The 18,276-nt window shown below is 69.9% G+C and carries 13 protein-coding genes; 8 read left to right on the top strand and 5 right to left on the bottom strand.

Going from position 1 to position 18,276, the window contains the following annotated elements; all coding sequences use genetic code 11:
* Window positions 1-71: 71 nt before the first annotated feature.
* Window positions 72-584 (bottom strand): MarR family transcriptional regulator, encoded by a 513-nt coding sequence (locus tag HUA75_RS15110; RefSeq protein ID WP_174454167.1) that lies wholly within the window; start codon window positions 582-584, stop codon window positions 72-74.
* Window positions 585-702: 118 nt separating this feature from the next.
* Between HUA75_RS15110 and modA the strand changes: the two genes are divergently transcribed.
* Genes modA through modC form a run of 3 tightly spaced genes read left to right on the top strand, consistent with a single transcriptional unit; the run spans window position 703 to window position 3,205 of the window.
* On the top strand, window positions 703-1,464 hold the full coding sequence (gene modA, locus HUA75_RS15115; RefSeq protein WP_217446077.1) for a molybdate ABC transporter substrate-binding protein: 762 nt from the start codon (window positions 703-705) through the stop codon (window positions 1,462-1,464).
* Window positions 1,461-2,138, top strand: a complete 678-nt coding sequence (gene modB, locus HUA75_RS15120) for a molybdate ABC transporter permease subunit (RefSeq protein WP_174454169.1) — start codon at window positions 1,461-1,463, stop codon at window positions 2,136-2,138. The genes modA and modB overlap by 4 nt, the downstream gene beginning before the upstream one ends.
* Window positions 2,111-3,205, top strand: coding sequence for a molybdenum ABC transporter ATP-binding protein (modC, locus tag HUA75_RS15125; protein ID WP_217446078.1), 1,095 nt, complete (start codon window positions 2,111-2,113; stop codon window positions 3,203-3,205). Before modB ends, modC begins: the two co-directional genes overlap by 28 nt.
* Before the next feature lie 156 nt (window positions 3,206-3,361).
* Here modC and HUA75_RS15130 read toward each other — a convergent pair whose 3' ends face one another.
* The 4 genes from HUA75_RS15130 to HUA75_RS15145 form a co-directional block, all read right to left on the bottom strand.
* On the bottom strand, window positions 3,362-5,389 hold the full coding sequence (locus HUA75_RS15130; RefSeq protein WP_174486784.1) for a glycosyl hydrolase family 18 protein: 2,028 nt from the start codon (window positions 5,387-5,389) through the stop codon (window positions 3,362-3,364).
* A gap of 195 nt (window positions 5,390-5,584) precedes the next feature.
* The gene (nagA, locus tag HUA75_RS15135; RefSeq protein ID WP_141644585.1) at window positions 5,585-6,748 is read right to left on the bottom strand and encodes an N-acetylglucosamine-6-phosphate deacetylase; all 1,164 of its coding nucleotides are present in this window, start codon (window positions 6,746-6,748) and stop codon (window positions 5,585-5,587) included.
* Window positions 6,748-7,785 (bottom strand): SIS domain-containing protein, encoded by a 1,038-nt coding sequence (locus HUA75_RS15140; RefSeq protein WP_141644586.1) that lies wholly within the window; start codon window positions 7,783-7,785, stop codon window positions 6,748-6,750. The genes nagA and HUA75_RS15140 overlap by 1 nt, the downstream gene beginning before the upstream one ends.
* Window positions 7,782-8,567 (bottom strand): GntR family transcriptional regulator, encoded by a 786-nt coding sequence (locus HUA75_RS15145; protein WP_246137350.1) that lies wholly within the window; start codon window positions 8,565-8,567, stop codon window positions 7,782-7,784. Before HUA75_RS15145 ends, HUA75_RS15140 begins: the two co-directional genes overlap by 4 nt.
* 271 nt (window positions 8,568-8,838) lie before the next feature.
* Here HUA75_RS15145 and HUA75_RS15150 point away from each other — a divergent pair, with 271 nt between their 5' ends.
* From HUA75_RS15150 to HUA75_RS15170, 5 genes are all read left to right on the top strand, one after another.
* A complete protein-coding gene (locus tag HUA75_RS15150; RefSeq protein ID WP_246137351.1) occupies window positions 8,839-9,726 on the top strand; it encodes an N-acetylmuramic acid 6-phosphate etherase in 888 nt (295 codons plus the stop codon).
* Window positions 9,723-12,302, top strand: coding sequence for a phosphoenolpyruvate--protein phosphotransferase (ptsP, locus tag HUA75_RS15155; RefSeq protein ID WP_174486785.1), 2,580 nt, complete (start codon window positions 9,723-9,725; stop codon window positions 12,300-12,302). The genes HUA75_RS15150 and ptsP overlap by 4 nt, the downstream gene beginning before the upstream one ends.
* 30 nt (window positions 12,303-12,332) lie before the next feature.
* Window positions 12,333-14,048, top strand: a complete 1,716-nt coding sequence (gene nagE, locus HUA75_RS15160) for an N-acetylglucosamine-specific PTS transporter subunit IIBC (protein WP_246137352.1) — start codon at window positions 12,333-12,335, stop codon at window positions 14,046-14,048.
* 85 nt (window positions 14,049-14,133) lie between these two features.
* Complete coding sequence (locus tag HUA75_RS15165) at window positions 14,134-15,507, top strand: carbohydrate porin (RefSeq protein ID WP_174454176.1); 1,374 nt, start codon at window positions 14,134-14,136, stop codon at window positions 15,505-15,507.
* A gap of 68 nt (window positions 15,508-15,575) precedes the next feature.
* Window positions 15,576-18,275 carry a family 20 glycosylhydrolase gene (locus tag HUA75_RS15170; protein WP_174486786.1) on the top strand — a complete coding sequence of 900 codons (2,700 nt, stop codon included), beginning with the start codon at window positions 15,576-15,578 and terminating at the stop codon, window positions 18,273-18,275.
* The last annotated feature ends 1 nt before the right edge of the window (window position 18,276 follow it).

Raw genomic sequence — 18,276 nt, forward strand, 5'->3', positions numbered from 1 at the left:
GTCACTTGAGGTGGGGCCCCTGGCGGGAGAAGGCACGAGGAAGCGGGCCTTGCTCGCCCGCTCCACGGGCTTCAGGCCGAGCGCTCGCGCGCTGTCGTCGCGGCGCTCGGAGGCCCCAGCGTGTCCATCCGGCGCAGCAGCTTCTCCAGGATGCGGAAGAGCGCCTTGCGGTCGACGCCGTCGAGGATGGAGAGCAGCTGCCCCATGCCCTGCGTCATGAAGCGCTCGAGCCGCTGGTAGGTCTGCAAGCCGTCGGGCGTGAGCCGACAGCGGACCACGCGGCGGTCGGCCGCGCTGCGCTCGCGCATCAGGTGGCCCTCGCGCTCCAGCCGGTCGACGAGCCCGGTGACGGTCTTCTCGGTGACGCCCAGTCGGCGAGCAAGCTCGCCCATCGTGAGCGAGCCGTCCTGGCCGAGCCAGAGCAGCGCATGCACCTGCGGGGGCGTGAACTGGAGCTGCTCGCAGGTGCTGGCGATGGGGTCACGGAGCGAACGGCGCCGGCCCAGCGCGAGCAGGAGCTGCTGAAGCTTCAGCACGTCCGCCGAGATGTCCTCATCCTCTTTAGGGTGGATATTCCGTGACACGGAGTATGGCTTAGCGGGCAGGGCCCCACGGGTCAACCCGTTGTCACGGCGTGGGCAGCCGTGCGGACAATGCGCTCCCCGTTGGGGGGAGCAAGAGGAGCGTCCAGGAGTGCGTACCATGTCCAGGCTGTGCGTGCTGACCCTGATGCTCCTGGGAGGAGCCGCGAACGCCGAAGAAGGGCTCGTCTTCGCCGCGGCCAGCACCACGGACGTGCTCCAGGAGCTGCGGCCCGCCTTCACGAAGGCCACGGGGCATTCAGTGGTGTTGGCGCTGGGCTCGTCTGGAGACCTGGCACGTCAGGCGATGGCGGGAGCTCCGGCGGATGCCTTCCTCTCGGCGGACGTGGCGAGGATGGAGGCCGTCCAGAAAGCGGGTCTGGTGCAACCCGGGACGCGAGTCGACCTGTTGTCCAACCGGCTGGTGGTCGTCATCCCGCTCGACTCGAAGCGGAAGCTCGTCGGGCCGGAGTCACTGAAGGGGCTGAAGCGGTTGGTGTTGGCGGACCCCGCCATCGTCCCCGCGGGGGTGTACGCGAAGGCGTGGCTGGAGAAGGCGGGGCTGTGGAAGGACCTGGCGCCCCAGGTCGTGCCGGCACTGGACGTACGGGCCGCGCTGGCGGTGGTGGAGGCGGGACGCGTGGATGCGGGTGTGGTGTATGCGACAGACGCGGCGCAGTCGAAGAAGGTGCGCGTGGCCTTCGAGGTCCCCGCGTCGGACGCGCCCCGCATCGTCTATCCGGTGGCGGCGCTGATGAAGGGCAAGTCACCCGAGGTGGGATTGGCCTTCGTGCGCTTCCTCCAGTCCGAGCCCGCGAAAGCGGCCTTCCGGCGACATGGCTTCGTCGTGCTCGCTCCAGATGGTGGAGAGTCCGCGAAGTGACGGACGACACGACGGGACTGGTGCTCTTCACGGTGACGGTGGCGGCGGTGGCCACGCTCATCATCCTTCCGCCCGGAGTGGCGGCGGCCTACGCGCTCGCGCGCTGGCGAGGCCCGGGGCGGGGCGTGGTGGACACGGTGCTTGCGCTGCCGCTGGTGCTTCCGCCGACGGCGGTGGGCCTGGTGTTGCTGGAGCTCCTGGGCCGCAATGGTCCGTTGGGACGTTTGCTGGATGCGGTGGGCGTGGAGGTGGTCTTCACGCCTGGGGCGGTGGTGCTGGCCAGCGCGGTGATGGCGTTCCCGTTGCTGGTGCGCTCGGCGCGCTCGGGCTTCGAGGAGGTGGACCCGAGACTGGTGGCGGTGGCGCGCACGTTGGGGGATTCACGAGCACGGGCGTTCTTCCGCGTGACGCTGCCCCTGGCGTGGCGCGGGGTGGCGGTGGGTGCGCTCCTGGCCTTCTCTCGCGCGCTGGGGGAGTTCGGCGCGACGGTGCTGGTGGCGGGGAACATCCCCGGGCGCACGCAGACGTTGTCGCTCGCCATCTTCCAGTACACGCAATTGGGGCAGGACGCGCAGGCGCTCCGGTTGGCGGGTGTGGCGGCGCTCCTGGCCTTCGTGGCGGTGTATGCCACGGAGGGGCTGACGCGATGGCGGGGACGGCGGGTGAGCGCGTGAGCCTGGAGCTGTCCGTGCGCTTGCCGCTGGCGCGCTTCGCGCTGGAGGTGGACGTGCGGTTGGAGGGCGCGTCGGTGGCGGTGCTGGGCCGCTCGGGCTCCGGGAAGACGTCGCTGCTGGAGATTCTCGCGGGGCTTCGACGCGGTGCGCGCGGGCGAGTCGTCGTGGGAGGACGCGTGCTCCTGGACAGCGAGGCGGGCGTGGACATGGCGCCGGAGGCACGGCGCATGGGGTACGTGCCGCAGGACGCGCTGCTGTTCCCGCACCTCACGGCGGAGCAGAACGTGCGCTATGGCGCGCGCGCGGGCCGGCCGTCGCGTGTCGAGGAAGCCGTGGCGCTGCTGGAACTGGGGCCGCTGCTGCACCGCTATCCGGCCACGTTGTCGGGAGGCGAGAAGCAGCGCGTGGCGCTGGCGCGAGCGCTGGCCACGGACCCGGCGCTGCTGTTGCTCGACGAGCCGCTGGCCGCGCTGGACGTGACGCTGAAGGAGCGCGTGCTGCCGTACCTCTTGCGCGTGCGGGACGAGGCGCGCGTGCCGATGCTGTACGTGACGCATCAGCTTGGCGAGGCGCGGGTGCTGGCGAAGGAGGCCCTGCTGCTGGAGGACGGGCGCGTGCGAGCGGCGGGGCCCGCGTCCGAGGTGCTCGGTGCGTCCGCGCGCGGACTGCTGGCTGCGGAGTCCGAGGGTGAGGAGAACATCCTCGAAGGCGTGCTGGAGCGACCGTCCGAGGGGGGCACCCGGTTGCGGGTGACGGAGGGCCTGTCGCTCTGGGTTCCCGATGCCCCGGAGTTACCGCCAGGCACACGCGCGGCCTACGCGGTGCCGGCCGAGGACATCCTGTTGTCCATGGGACCGCTGTCGGGCGTGTCCGCGCGCAACGTGCTGGCGGGCACCGTGGTGGGAGTGGAGGGCGCGGGGGCAGGGGAGGCCGCGGCCACGGTGGACATCGCGGGCACGCGATGGGTGGCACGACTCACCGAGGCCTCGGTGCGTGAGCTGGGCGTGGCCTCGGGAGTCCGTGTGCATCTGGCGGTGAAGACCGCCGCGTGTCGCCGGTTGCGGTGAGCGCTGGCGCTCGGCTGCTCGCGGGAGACATGCCGAGGTGCGTTCGCCGGATTCCGGCCCGCCTCGCAATCCACGGCCTGCTCACCCCAGGGAGACGAGACACCGGACCGGGTGTCCCGTCCCCTGAAAGCGGGCTGTCACATCCGTCGGACGTCCTCAGTGCAGGCGCTGGTAGAGGACGTCGACGAGGGTGCCGTCGTCGCCGCTCAGCTCCCAGAACATCGCGCCGCCCAGGTTCTTGCTCAGGATGTAGTCGGACTTCGCGTGGAGCGTCTGCGGGTCGTCATACGCAATCCACACTCCGGTGGACGGGCTGTAGACGTAGGCCTGCTTCGCCTCGGGGTGGGTGAACTTGGTGTACCCGGAGCCGGCGCGCTCGTAGTTGGCCTTCACGTCCTTGTAGTCGAACACGCCCGTCAGGCCGGACTGACCATCATCCCAGGTGCCGCGCGTCGGCACTCCGCTCTGGAACAGGCCGTTGTTCACGTTCGGCACGCCGCCCCAGCCACGGCCGTAGAACGGAACACCGACGACAATCTTGTTCGGCGCGACGCCCAGCTCGAGCATCTTCGCCACCGAGCCGTCCGTGTAGAAACCCGTGTTCGCCATCGGGTCCCCCGTCACCCGGTTGAGCGCCGAGTGGAAGTTCACCGTGCTCTCGAAGGCGCCGTGATAGTCGTAGCTCATCACGTTGATCCAATCGAGGATGTTGGACAGGTTCTTCGTCTCCTGCTTGTTCGCGAGCAGGTCCGGCGACGCACCCGTGGCGATGGTGAGCAGGTACGGCTTGCCCGTCTGCGTCGTCACAGCGTTGAGCTGGCTGCGGAACTCCGCCATCAACAGCGTGTAGTTCTGCTTGTCCGCCGGGTTGTTGGTGTTGCCGGGCAGGCCGCCGCCCACCGGGTACTCCCAGTCGATGTCGATGCCGTCGAAGACGCCCGCGCCATTCACCGGGTCCACGCCGGGGTACTGGCCCTTGATGAACAGGTCGACGCAGGACTTCACGAACGCCGTGCGGGACGCCGCCGAGGCCGCCACCTGTGAGAAGTACTTCGACCACGTCCAGCCACCGACGGAGATGAGCACCTTGAGGTGCGTCTGCGTCCGCTTCAGCTCCTTGAAGGCGCGGAAGTTGCCGCGCAGCTGCCCCGGGTCCCACTCGCCCGCCCAACCGCCGCCCTTGTCGATGTCCGCGAACACATCACCGAGCACGCACCTGCCATCCGCGGAGATGTTGGAGAACGCGTAGTTGATGTGCGTCAGCTTGGCCGCGGGGATGTGGGCGACCTGGTAGTTGCGGCCGTAGATGCCCCACTGGGTGAAGTACCCCACGATGCGCTTGCTCGGGTTGCCGCCGGGAATCGCCACCGTGACGGGGACCTCGCGGGTCCCCACGTTGCCGGCCGCGTCGAAGGCCCTGAAGACGTAGTTGTAGGAGCCGTTCTGCCCGGAGCTGGAGAAGCTGCGCGTGAAGCTGTTGCCCGTGGCCACCACGGTGCCGTTCTCCAGCAGCTCCACCCGCGTCACGCCCACGTTGTCCGTGGCCGTGGCCGTCAGCGTGACGGAGCCCGGGGCGGTGATGTTCGTGGTGCTGGCATTCAGCGTGACGGTGGGCGCGGTGGTGTCACCGGGAATGGTGATGGCCACCGTGACGCTGACCTGCTGCGTGCCCACGTTGCCGGCCGCGTCGAAGGCCCTGAAGACGTACGTATAGGTGCCGTTCTGCGCGGAGCCGGAGAAGCTGCGCGTGTAGCTGTTGCCCGTGGAGACGACGGTGCCGTTCTCCAGCAGCTCCACCCGCGACACACCCACGTTGTCCGTGGCGGTGGCCGTCAGCGTGAGCGAGCCCGGCGCGGTGATGTTCGTCGCGCTGGCATTCAACGAGACGGTGGGCGCGGTGGTGTCACCGCCTCCCGAGGGCCCCAGGTCCAGCCACAGGGCCGCGACGGCCGGAGGCGTCCAGTCCGCCTGTGACGTGTGCGGCTGACGGCACTGGTAGAGCCGGCCGCCGTAGGTGACCTGCGCACCCACCGCATAGGCGACGCCCACCGCCCACTCCGCGAGGAGCGGGGCCTTCATCACGCTGCCCGGGCCCTCACCCTGTGAGGAGGAAACGTCCTGTCCACAACCGCTCGCGGACAGGGCTGTCACCATCAGTCCAATGAACCACTTGCTGCGACGCATGCGTGCTCTCCTCGGTGCGAGCCCCACGCGCACCGCGCGTCGTTCACGCGGGGTCGACTCGGGAACTCGTTTCCAGGAGGGAGGCTTGGACCTATTTTTCCGGGTTAATGCCTTGCAGCATCAGGATGCGAAAGGAATGTGAGGCTTTGCGGTGGACGGTGTGGATGGAAGAACACGCGCCCGCCGGAAGCGGCCTCAATGCCACTGTTCGATTCCACCCACCCACGTGGCCTGCACGGAGAGGTCCTCGCGCAGCAAGGTGAGGTCCGCGCGATGTCCGGCGGCGAGCATTCCCAGTCGCCCCTCCAACCCGAGCACCTGCGCGGGATAGAGAGACGCCATGCGCAGCGCTTCCTCCAGCGGGACACCGAGCAGGTGGATGCAGTTGCGTACCGCCGCTGACATGTCGATGTCCGCGCCCGCCAGCGTCCCATCCTCCGTCACGAGCCGCCCGTCCCGGCGCAGGATGGTGTGGCCGTACAGCGTGAAGGTGGTCTCGTGGGTTCCCACGGGAGGCATCGCGTCCGTGACGAGCAGGACCTTGCCGCGGGGCTTGGCCTTCAAGAGCTGGCGCAGGTTCGCGGGGTGGACGTGGTGGCCGTCGACGATGACGCCGCACCACGCCTCGTCGGCGCTGAATCCCGCCATCACCGGGCCGGGCTGGCGATTGAGCACTGGGGGCATCGCGTTGAACAGGTGCGTGAAGCCGCGCACGCCGGCCGCGATGGACTCCAGGGTCCGCTCGAAGCTCGCCGCCGTGTGGCCCGCGAACAACACGGCTCCGGCGTCGCTGAGGCGTCGGAGGAAGGTGTCCTCCACGCGCTCTGGTGCCAGGGTCATCAGGAGCCGTCCGCCCGCGCGGGACAGGCGCTCGGCGAGCGCGGTGAGGGACTCGAGGTCGCTCGCCTCGGGCTGACGGATGTAGCGCGGCGCGTGGACGCCAGCGCGCCCGGGGCTGATGAAGGGGCCTTCCAGGTGGATTCCGAGCACCCCACCGCCGGGACGGGCCATCGCCTCGGAGGCCGCCTCGCAGGCGCGCGCGGTGAGGTCGGGCGCGTCGGTGATGAACGTGGGGAGCAGGCCCGTGGTCCCCGTGCGACGCATCGTCGTGGCGATGGCGAGCGCCGCGTCGACGGTGGGCGACTCGTTGAACAGCACGCCGCCCGCGCCGTTGACCTGGAGGTCGATGAAGCCCGGGACGAGCAGGGACTCGGAGGGCAGGGTGCGCGCGGTGACGCCCACGGGGGCTTCATGTCGTGGAACCACGGCGACGATGCGCTCGGCTTCGAGCACCACCGCGTGCCCGTCGAGAATGTGCTCCCCGGTGAACACGCGGGCACCCAGCAGGACCTGTCTCATCACACGGTCTCCGTCACCTTGCGCAGATGGGCGGGGGCATCGGGGTCCAACCCGCGCGCGGTGGCCAGCCGGTGGACCGCCAGGTAGAAGCTCTGCACCTGGCACAGCGGGGCCAGCGCCACCGGCACTCCGGGCACGGTGGGAAGTGTCACGGCGCCGGGGACGGCGAGCACGGAGCGCACGTCGGCGCCCAGCTCCACCATGCGGCGCACCAAGCCGCGTGTCCCCTCCGCCGAACCGTCCTCCTGTCCCAGCGCGAGCACGGGGAAGCCCGGCCGCACGAGGCCGAGCGGTCCGTGAAGCACCTCCGCCGCGCTGAACGCCTCGGCGTGCAGTCGGCACGTCTCCTTGAGCTTCAACGCCAGCTCGAGCGCGGCGCCGAGCCCGCTGCCCCGACCGACGACGTAGAGACTCTGGGCCGGGGCCAGGGTCTCCAGCCCGGGCCACCAGTCGTGCGCGCGCGCCGCGTCCAGTGCCTCCGGGAAGGCGGCCACCGCTTCGCGCAGCCTCCCATCCGAGGACCAGTGCGCCACCAGTCGCAGGAAGGCGAGGCCGGAGAGCAGATAGGACTTGGTGGCGGCGACGCTCCGCTCAGGGCCCGCGCCCAGCGGGAGGCTCACGTCGCACAGCGCGCTCAAGGGTGCGGCGGGCTCGTTGACGAAGCCGACGACGAGCGCACCTCCCGCGCGCGCCGCCTCCGTCATCCGCAGCAGGTCGGGACTGCGCCCGGACTGGGAGACGGCGATGAAGAGCGCGTCGCGCAAGTCCAGCGCGTGCGCGCCGTAGATGGACGCCACGCTGGGGCCCACCGAGGCGACAGCGCGTCCGAGCGTCGTCTCGATGAGATACTTGCCGTAGACGGCCGCGTGGTCCGAGCTGCCCCGTGCGCAGGTGACGACGAAGCGCGGAGGATGGCGGCGCAGGCGCTCACCCAGCTCCGCGAAGGCATCTTCTCCGTGGGACAACTGGAGCCGAGCGACGTCCGCGGCCTGCGCGGCCTCGCGCGCCATGATGGGAAGGTGCGCTGACGGGGTCATCGGTTCGGCTCCTGGGGCCCGGCGCCCCCGCTCATGTTCAGCTCCACGACGAAGTCATAGGCGTCGCCCCGGTACTGCGAGCGCACCAGCTCCAGCGGCGTGCCGTCTTCCATCAGCGTGCGGCGTTCGATGTAGAGCGCCGCCGCGCCTTCCGGCACGCGCAGGTGTTCCGCCTGCTCCGCGGTGAGCCGCACCGCGGTCAACCGCTGGAGCGCGCGAAACGGCGTGAAGCCCCGGCTCCGCAGCACTCCGTACAGCGAGCCCTCCACCGTGCGCGGGTCCGGCAGGAAACGCGTGGGGATGACGGCGAGCTCCAGGGCCATGGGCGTCTCATTGGCCGTGCGCAGCCGGTGCAGCCGGCTCACCGTCGCTCCCGGACTCAGCCCGAGCGACATCGTCTCTTCCGGCGTCGCCACCGTCACCACGCGCTGGAGCCACACCGAGCCCGCTGACAGTCCGCGCGAGGCCATGTCGTCGGAGAAGCTCGTCAACGAGGACAGCCGCTGCTCCACGTACGGCACGCGATTGACGAATGTGCCCGCGCCTTGGCGCTGCTGGAGCAGTCCTTCCGTCTGGAGCTCGCGCAGCGCCTTGCGCACCGTGACGCGCGAGACGCCGAACCGCTCCACCAACTCCCGCTCCCCGGGGAGCGCATCCAGGTGTCCGAGCTGCCCACCGACGATGAGTCCTCGCAGGTGCCGCGCGAGCTGGAGATAGAGCGGCATCGGCAGCGCGTTTGAAATCGCGCCCTTGTCGAAAGGGTCGGCTCTACGTGGGTCCACCGACATCGCTCCTCTCAGGTGTCGAACCAGTCGGATACCACTATAGCACCAGCCAGTATTCCCGACCAACCAGAAAGCTCGGTCAGTCAGCTATCCCAAGTGGCTGAATGTCCTGGGGAATATCGGCATGGACGAAGTCGCATGTCGCACTGCGTCTCTGGAAAAAGCCGACTACTCCTTGAAATCCGGATTTTTGCTGGTATTGTCATTGAGTCCAGTTTGATACCAGTTGTTGCCGGGGGGCACAGTCATGGCGGAGGAGACGGAGCACATGGCTCGTCGTTTCCAGGGGTTGGACACCTGGGGGACGGCCGAGACGCTGGAGGCGCTCTGGGGCGGTCAGTCCCGGGCGGTGGCGGCCTGCCTGTCCGCGTTGCCGGCGTTGGGCGCGGCGGTGGAGGCCACGGTCGACCGGCTGGCGAGGGGCGACGGGCGGCTGGTGTACGCGGGGGCGGGTTCGTCGGGCGTGCTGGCGGCGCTGGACGCGGTGGAGTTGGGGCCGACGTTCGACTGGCCGGCGTCGCGGGTGGCGGTGGTGATGGCGGGAGGGTTGGACCTCTCTCACGGGCTCGACGCTGTCGCGGAGGATGACGAGGGCGCGGGTCGGGAGCGTGCGCTGCGGGCGCGGCTGGGACCCGAGGACGTGGTGCTGGGGGTCTCCGCCAGCGGGCACAGCGCCTTCACGGTGGGCGTGTTGGACGTGGCGCGCGGTCGCGACGCGCTCACGGTGGCGCTGGCGTGTCGCGCGAAGTCGCCGCTGGCGCGTGTCGCGGCACACGAGGTGGTCGTCGCCTCGGGCGCGGAGGTCATCGCGGGCTCCACGCGGTTGGGCGCGGGGACGGCGCAGAAGGTGATGTTGAACCTCTTCTCCACCTCCGTCATGGCGGGGCTGGGGCGCGTCTTCGACAACCTGATGGTCGATGTGCGGCCGGAGAACGCGAAGCTGCGTCAGCGCTGCGTGGCCATGGTGGCGCGGCTGGCCCAGGTGGATGAGCCCCGCGCCGCCGAAGCGCTCACGGCACACGGCACCGTCAAGCGCGCGGTGCTGGGACTCGCGGGGCTGGATGTCGCGCGAGCGGACGCGGCCCTGGAGCGCGCCGGGGGCAACCTGCGGCTCGCGCTGTCGGCGCTCTCCTCGGAGGAGGTAGACCCCTCATGACCGGACTCCCGCTGAAGCTCGTCACCGCTCGTCCTTCCTCGGCCACGCTGCTGCTCTCCTCGCCGCTGTCGGGCTGGGCGGCGCGGCTGGAGGAGGTGCCCGACCCGGCCTTCGCCCAGCGCCTGGCGGGTGACGGCATCGTGGTGGACCCGACCTCCGCCGAGCTGCGCGCGCCCTGTGACGGTGTCGTCATCTCCATCCACGCCTCGCGCCACGCGTGCACCCTGCGCGCCGAGACGGGGGCGGAGATTCTCCTCCACATCGGCATCGACACGGTGGAGCTGCGCGGCGAGGGCTTCACCGTCCATGTCCAGACGGGCCAGAAGGTGCGCACCGGCGACGTGCTGATTGGCTTCGACCTGGATCTGCTCGCACGCAAGGCGCGCAGCCTCCAGACGCTCATGCTGGTGGTCAACGCCGAGGGCTACACCGTGACGGAGCGGGTGGAGGGTCGCTCGGTGTCCGTCGGGGAGCCGTTGCTCGCCGTCACGGGGAGCGCGCCGGTGGCGCCGGAGGGAGCGGGTGAAGGGGGTGCGACGAGGCAGGTCCGGCTGCTCATCGCGCATGGGTTGCACGCCCGTCCCGCGGCGGCGCTCGCCCAGCGGGCGCGGCAGCACGCGGGCACGGTGCGCGTCGCCTGTCATGGGCGCGTGGTCAACGGCAAGAGCGTGTCCGCGCTCATGGGCCTGGGGGCCACGCACGGAGACCTGCTGACGCTTCACGTGGAGGGAGAGGCGGCCGAACGCGTGGCGCAGGAGCTGGCGGAGTGGGTGGCCAGTGGACTGGGTGACCCGACGACGCCCGTCGCGGAGCCGGTGATGACCGCGCGCGGTATCACGCCCGTGCCCGTCGCGGCTCCGAGCTTCCTGCCCGGAAAGGAGCTGCTGCTCGAGGGCATCGTCGCGTCGCCGGGCTCCGCCGTGGGGCGGGCCGTCCGGGTCATCGACCTCCCCGTCGACCTGCCCGAGCAGGGACTCGGCGTGACGCTGGAAGAACAGCGCCTGTCGGAGGCCCTCGCCCGCGTCCGGAGAGAACTCGAAGAGGCGATGTCCGCGACGCCCGGGAATGGAGGCGCCCGCGCGGATATCTTCCGGGCGCACCTGGCGCTGCTGGATGACCCGGAGCTCATCGAGGCCGCGAATCGCGAGCTCGCCGCCGGACGTGGCGCGGCCTGGGCGTGGCGCGCGGTGGTCGAGCGACAGGCCGCCGTGCTGCTCGGCCTGGAGGACGCGCGACTGGCGGAGCGCGCGGGGGACCTGCATGACCTCGCGCGCCGCGTCGTCGCCGCGTTGACGGGGGAGGCCAGCTCGCGGATTCCCTCGACGTTGCCGCCGGAGGCCATTCTCGTCGCGGATGAGCTGCTGCCTTCGGAGCTGGCCGCGCTCGAGCCCCATCGCATCGCCGGCATCTGCACCGCGCGGGGTGGGCCCACCTCGCATGTCGCCATCCTCGCGTCCGGCATGGGCCTGCCCGCCGTCGTGGCCCTGGGGAATCAGGCCCTGGGCATTCCGGAGGGCGCGCCGCTCGTCCTCGACGGAGACCGGGGCGAGGTGCGGGTCTTCCCCTCCGAGGAGACGCGTGAGGCCACCCGTCGAGCGATGACGTCGCGCGCGGCCCACCGCCGTGTCCACCTGTTGACCGCGCACGAGGACTGCCGCACCGCGGATGGAGTCCGCATCGAGGTGCTCGCGAACCTCGGTCGCCCGGGTGAGGCCGTGACGGCTCGTGACAAGGGCGCGGAGGGCTGTGGCCTCTTGCGCACCGAGTTCCTGTTCCTGGAGCGGGTCCGCGCGCCCGGTGAGGACGAGCAGTTGGCGCGCTACCAGGAAATCGCGGACGCGCTGGGCGGGCGGCCCGTGGTCATCCGCACGCTCGACGTCGGCGGTGACAAGCCGCTGGCCTACCTGCCACTGCCACACGAGGACAATCCGGTGCTGGGCCTGAGGGGCGTGCGGGTGTCGCTGCGAGAGCCCGAGCTGCTGCGCACCCAACTGCGCGCCATCCTCCGGGTCCGTCCCGTGGGGGTCTGCCGCATCCTCGTTCCGATGATTTCCTCGCGGGCGGAGCTGCGCGCCGTGCGCGCCCTTCTCGAATCAGAGCAGCGCGCGCTCGGCCTCACCGCGCCGATTCTCCTGGGCGCCATGGTGGAGGTCCCCGCCGCCGCGGTGCTCGCGGACCAACTCGCCGCGGAGGCGGACTTCCTGTCCATCGGGACCAATGACCTCACGCAGTACGTGCTGGCCGTGGACCGAGGCAACCCGCACCTCGCGGCGCGGCTGGATGGCCTGCATCCGGGAGTGCTGCGACTGGTGGCGAAGACGGTGGAGGGCGCGCGCGTCCATGGGCGCCCGGTGGCGGTGTGTGGTGGCGTGGCGTCGGAGCCTCGGGCCGCGCCGCTGCTGTTGGGGTTGGGCGTCACGGAGCTGTCCGCCACGCCCTCGGTGATTCCCGACTTGAAGGCATTCATCCGCACGCTGTCCCTCGCGCGCTGCGAGCAGGTCGCGCGCGAGGCCCTGGAACTGGAGAGCGCGGAGGCGGTGCGCGCTCTGGTGTCGAGCACCTGGCCCGGGCTGTAGCCCGGCTCCCAACCCTGGAGGTACGTCGTGGTGAGCAACTCGTTTGCTGGAGTGCAGCAACTCGGGCGTGCGTTGATGTTGCCCATTGCCGTGCTGCCCATCGCGGGCCTGCTGCTGCGGTTGGGGCAGCCGGACCTGCTGGACATCGCCTTCGTCGCGGCGGCCGGAGACGCCATCTTCTCGAACCTCGGCCTGCTGTTCGCCGTGGGCGTGGCCGTCGGCTTCGCCAAGGAGAACCATGGCGCGGCGGGGCTTGCGGGCGCGGTGGGCTACTTCATCATCATCCAGGGCACGCAGGCGCTGGTGACCATTCCGCCCGAGGTGACGGCGGGCCTGGAGGGCGCGGCGAGAGACCTGGCGCTGTCCACCTTCAAGACGCGGCTGGCGGCGAAAATCAGCACGCCGGCCGGCATCCTCGCGGGCCTGAGCGCGGGCCTGCTCTACAACCGCTTCAAGGACACGAAGCTGCCGGAGTACCTGGCGTTCTTCGGAGGGCGCAGGTTCGTTCCCATCGTCACCGGCTTCGCCTGTCTGCTGTTTGCCCTGGCGTTCGGCTTCGCCTGGCCGGTGGTGGAGCTGGGGCTGGATGGGGCCAGCCGCTCGGTGGTCTCCGCCGGAGGACTGGGGCTGTTCCTCTATGGCTTCTTCAATCGACTGCTCATCGTCACCGGGCTGCACCACATCATCAACAACCTCGCCTGGTTCGTGCTCGGCGACTTCAACGGCGTGACGGGAGACCTGAAGCGCTTCTTCGCCGGGGACCCGTCGGCCGGCGCGATGATGGCGGGCTTCTTCCCGGTGATGATGTTCGGTCTGCCGGCGGCGTGCCTTGCCATGTATCACGCGGCACCCCAGCGCAATCGCGCCAGGGTCGGCGGCGTGCTGCTGTCCATGGCGCTCACCTCCGCGCTGACGGGCGTCACCGAGCCGGTGGAGTTCGCCTTCATGTTCCTGGCCCCGCCGCTGTACCTGCTCCACGCGGTGCTGACGGGCATGTCGCACGTCATCATGAACGTGCTCGGCGTGAAGCTCGGGTTCGGCTTCTCCGCGGGGCTGTTCGACTACGTGTTGAACTACGGCAAGTCCACCCAGCCGCTCATGTTGCTGCCCGTGGGACTCGCCTACTTCGGCGTCTACTACGGCGTGTTCCGCTTCATCATCGTCCGCTTCAATCTCAAGACACTCGGTCGCGAGGATGAGCTCGCCGCCGTGAGTGCCCCGAGTGAGGGCCGGAGCCTTCCCGCTCCGGCCCTGGCCCGAGGCGAGGCGTACCTGAAGGCGCTCGGAGGCGTGGCCAACCTGAAGGAAGTGGACGCCTGCACCACGCGCCTGAGGCTCCAGGTGGTGGACTCGGAGCGTGTGGACGAGGCCACGCTCAAGCAGCTCGGGGCGCGCGGTGTGCTGCGTCCCGCGCGAGGAAGTGTGCAGGTCATCATCGGTCCCGAGGCGGACCAGCTCGCCGCCGAGGTGAAGCAGGCGCTCCAGGGCGCCGCGGCGCCCGGGGCCGAGCACCGCACCCTGGCGAGGGCCATGCTCGACGCCCTGGGTGGCGCCGCCAACGTGCGCGTCGTGGACAGCTGCACCACGCGGTTGCGGCTGAGTGTCGCGGACGCGTTGCTGGTGAATGACGCGAAGCTTCAGGGGCTGGGGACGCGAGGCGTGGTGAAGCCCGTCAGCGGCAGCGTGCAGGTCATCCTCGGTCCCACCGCGGAGCGTGTCGCGGACGAGCTGCGCGCGATGCTCTAGCACCCGACTCCCCATTCTCTCTTCCAACCGAATGAACCCCTCTCTCGGGAGGGGTGCTGGCCGTGCCTTGCCCGGAGGTTCACACATGATTCCCGGTGGCCCCTCAGTCCCGTTGTTCCTCGGTCGTTCCTCGCGTCCGCTGTTGGCCGCGCTCTGCCTGCTGTTCGCACTTCCCTCGAGCGCGCAATCCCTGGCGGACCGGCTCGACTTCTCCATGTACGGCCGCGTCGGCGTGGGCTGGGCGCCCACCAGCGGCGAGTTCATCCAGGGCAAGACGTTCAACCTCACGGGCCGCTCCGTGGGAGGACGGCTGGAGGAGGGCGACTATCTGGAGCCTTCCCTCAAGCTGCACCTGCTCAAGCCGGCCGAGGGCAGCGTGGATGCGCCCTACGCCTACGCGGTGCTGACGCCCGCGATGTGGGCCAACAACGGCCTGTTCATCGGCCTGACGAGCAATCGCTTCAGTTCCACGCTGGCGCTGGAGTTGGGAGAGGCCTACGTCGCGGCGGGAAACATCCTGGTCCCCGGCCTGAAGTTCTGGGGCGGCGTGCGCTTCTATCGCGGCACGAACGTGTATCTGGCGGACTACTGGTACTTCAACAACCTGTCCGCGCAGGGGCTGGGAGTTCAGTACGGGCCCATCGACGTGGCGGTGCTGCTCCAGACCTCCGCCACGCTCGCGGAGTACGCGGTGGACACGGATGGCGATGGCGAGCCGGACCGCCGCCGTCAGCGCACCGTCATCGTGGGCCAGTACACGCACACCTTCCAGAGCAAGCACGCCATCCATCTGCTGACGGAGATTCACGCGCTGCCCGAGGCGGCCTCGCTCGCTCCCGCCGACGCGCGAATCCTGCCGCCGGACGTGGGCGTGGTGGGAGGCGTCAAGGGGCACGTGGAGCTTGGCAACGGCAGCTTCAATGACACCTCGGTGCGCATCGGCAGCCGCATCGCCAATGGCAGCCTCGCGGGGCTTCCGACGTGGAACACGTATGGGCTGCCCGCGGCGAATGGCCGGTACTCGGGCGCGTATGGCGTGGAGGTGGTGAACCACCTGCTCTACAACGTGAACCCGCTCTTGAGCGTCAACGCCTACGGCACCCTGCACGCGGGCCGGGGCGCGAGCGGCGCGGTGACGGACCGCTATGTCGAGTACGCGCTGGGCGCGCAGAGCACGCTGTACCTCCATGACCAGTTCCACCTGGTCAACGAGGCGAGCTTCCAGGGCTTCCGCGAGGGACATCAGCGGTACGGGACGGCGCTGAAGCTGTCGCTGGTGCCCACGCTGGTTCCCACCGGCAAGCGCGATGTCTGGGCCCGGCCGCACCTGCGGCTGTTCTACACGCTGGCTGTCTACAACCAGGCGTCGGTCGACCGGCTCATCTCGCCGTACCTCCAGACGGTGGGCGGCTCCACCGTGGGCCACTACCTGGGCGCGCGCGTGGAGTGGTGGCTCTGACCTCCCGCGCGACACCCCATCCACAGTTTCGTTTCAGGGCCACGCTCGACGTGGCGAAGGGAGACCCGATGAAGCGGCTCGTGTTGTGCCTCACGATGGTGACGTTGTTGCTGTCCGCGTGCCGTCGCCCGACGGAGCTGGCCGTCGAGTGGCAGCCGGTGGACAACTCGGTGGGCAGTTGGAAGTTCTTCCGCTCCGAATTCACCTTGGAGAACCGGGGTGAGCGGGAGCTGGGCTCGCGGGGCTGGAAGCTCTACTTCAGCTTCGTGCGCCGCATCCTCGACGAAGGGGAGGGTGACGAGACGGGAATCCAGGCGCTCGCGGCGCAGGGCATCCGACTCTCCAGGGCCGGAGTGGCGAAGAGCGGCGACTACTATGTGCTGGAGCCGTTGCCGGGCTTCGTACCCCTTCGCCCTGGCGAGAAGCGGAAGCTGTCGGTGCTGGCCTCCGACTGGGCCGTCCTGAAGTCCGACGCGCCCGCCGGGTTCCACATCGTCTTCGATGGCGGCCCGTTCGGGGCGGACCTCTCGCTCGCGGTGCCCGCCACGGTGCGCCTGGATGCGGCGGACCCGAAGCAGACGACGCGCTTCGAGGGAGACGTGCTGCCCGTTCAGACGCCGGCGCTGCGCTACGCGGAGAACCCCTCCTTCCAGTCGTTGGACATGAAGGCGCGACTGCTGCCGACCCCGCGTCAGGTGGACGTCCGGGAGGGCGAGGTGGTGCTGGGTGGCGCGGTGGGCATCCTCCACGCGCCGGGGCTCGGAGGCGAGGCGGCCTATCTCGCCGCGGCGCTCGGAGACGTGCTCTCGGCGTCCATCACCACGCGCGAGGCCCAGGGAGGCGCGGGTTCGGAGCGCATCCGCTTGAGCATCGATTCGGCGCTCGATGTCGACGGCGATGGCGACAAGGACGCGGAAGGGTACGTGCTGGAGGTCGAGGCAGAGGGCGTGTCGGTGGTGGGCTCGGATGCGGCGGGGGTGTTCTACGGCATCCAGACGCTGCGTCAGTTGGTGCCGGTGGAGGCCTACGCGGCTTCGGTGAATCCCACGAGCAGGCCCGCCGTGCTGTCGCTGCCTCGCGTGCGCATCACCGACGTGCCGGGCTTCGCCTACCGGGGCATGAGCCTGGACGTAGCACGACACTTCCAGACGAAGGAGACGGTGAAGAAGCTGCTCGACGTGCTGGCGCACTACAAGGTGAACGCGCTTCACCTGCGCCTCGCTGATGACGAGGGCTGGCGCATCGAGGTGCCCGGCATCCCCGAGCTGACCGCCTACGGCGCGCGGCGCGGCTATGACCTCCAGGAAGGCCAGATGCTGCAAATCGGTCTGGGCAGTGGCAGCGACCTGGCGCAGGGAGACGGTGTGGCCTTCAAGCCGGAGTCGCCCACCGAGGCCAACGGTGGAGTCGCGCCGCGCTACCAGGGCTTCGAGCAGGCGACGCTCAACTTCGTGGGCGCGGGCCATGGTTACTACACCGTGAAGGACTACGAGGAGCTGCTGGCGTACGCGGCCGAGCGGCACATCGACGTGATTCCGGAAATCGACATGCCGGGGCACGCGCGGGCGGCGGTGAAGGCGATGGAGTACCGCTTCCGGAAGTACCAGGGCACGGACCCGGTGCGCGCGGCGGAGTACCGCCTGGTGGACCCGGCCGACACCTCGGTGCACACCAGCGTGCAGGGCTACACGGACAACTTCGTCAATCCCTGCCTGGAGTCGACCTATGCCTTCCTGGCCAAGGTGGCCCAGGAGCTGAAGGCTCGCCACGACGCGGTGCCCGGGGCGCGGCTCTTGGCCATCCACGCGGGGGGCGACGAGCTGCCGTCGCTCGCGGCGAACGTGTGGTGGCAGGGCTCGCCGGTGTGCCAGCAGAACCCGGAGACGCGTGGCCTCACGGACGTGCAGCTCTTCAACCGGTTCTTCACGCGCTGGGGCGGGCTCATCACCGCGACGGGCGCGGCGGCCACGGGTTGGGACGACATCATCCACCACGGGTTGGACCTGCCGGGCTTCATCCCCATGCCATGGAGCAACGTGTGGGGCTGGGGGCGCGAGGACGACGCGTACCGGTATGCGAACCAGGGCTACCGCGTGATTCTGTCGCACGCGACGAACCTCTACATGGACCTGGCGTACAACAAGGACCCGGACGAGCCCGGCTATTACTGGGCCAACTTCGTCGACGAGAAGAAGACCTTCGAGTACCGACCGTTCGATGTGTATGTGAATGGCACGGCGGACCGGATGGGCAACCCCATCGACCCGAGTGCATGGGCGACGAAGGAGCGGCTCACCGAGGCGGGGCGCAAGAACATCCTCGGCATGCACGGGCTGCTCTTTGGGGAGAACGTCAAGACGCCGCAGGTGATGGAGTATCTGGCGTTCCCCAAGATACTGGGCGTGGCGGAGCGCGCCTGGAACCCGGAGCTGCCCGCGCCTGACCAGATGCCCGCGCTGTGGGCTCGCTTCGCCAACAGTCTGGGACAGTCCGTGCTGCCTCGGCTGGGCGCCTATCGCCCGGTGGACGTGCGTGGTGAGCTGCCCGACAGCGTGGGGGTGAACTACCGCATCCCCTTGCCCGGGGCACAGCGCACGGGCGGGAAGGTGCACGCCAACGTGCGCTTCCCGGGCCTCGTCATCGAGTACTCGGTGGATGGCGGCCGGAGCTGGGCCGTCTATTCGGAGCCCGTGAGTGCCCCGGGCCGGGTGCTGCTGCGCGCTCGGGCGAGTGATGGCCGGAGCAGTCGCGAGGTCGAGCTGAACTGAC

The organism is Myxococcus sp. CA040A (assembly GCF_013336725.1).
In the GTDB taxonomy this organism is placed as follows: Bacteria; Myxococcota; Myxococcia; order Myxococcales; family Myxococcaceae; genus Myxococcus; species Myxococcus llanfairpwllgwyngyllgogerychwyrndrobwllllantysiliogogogochensis.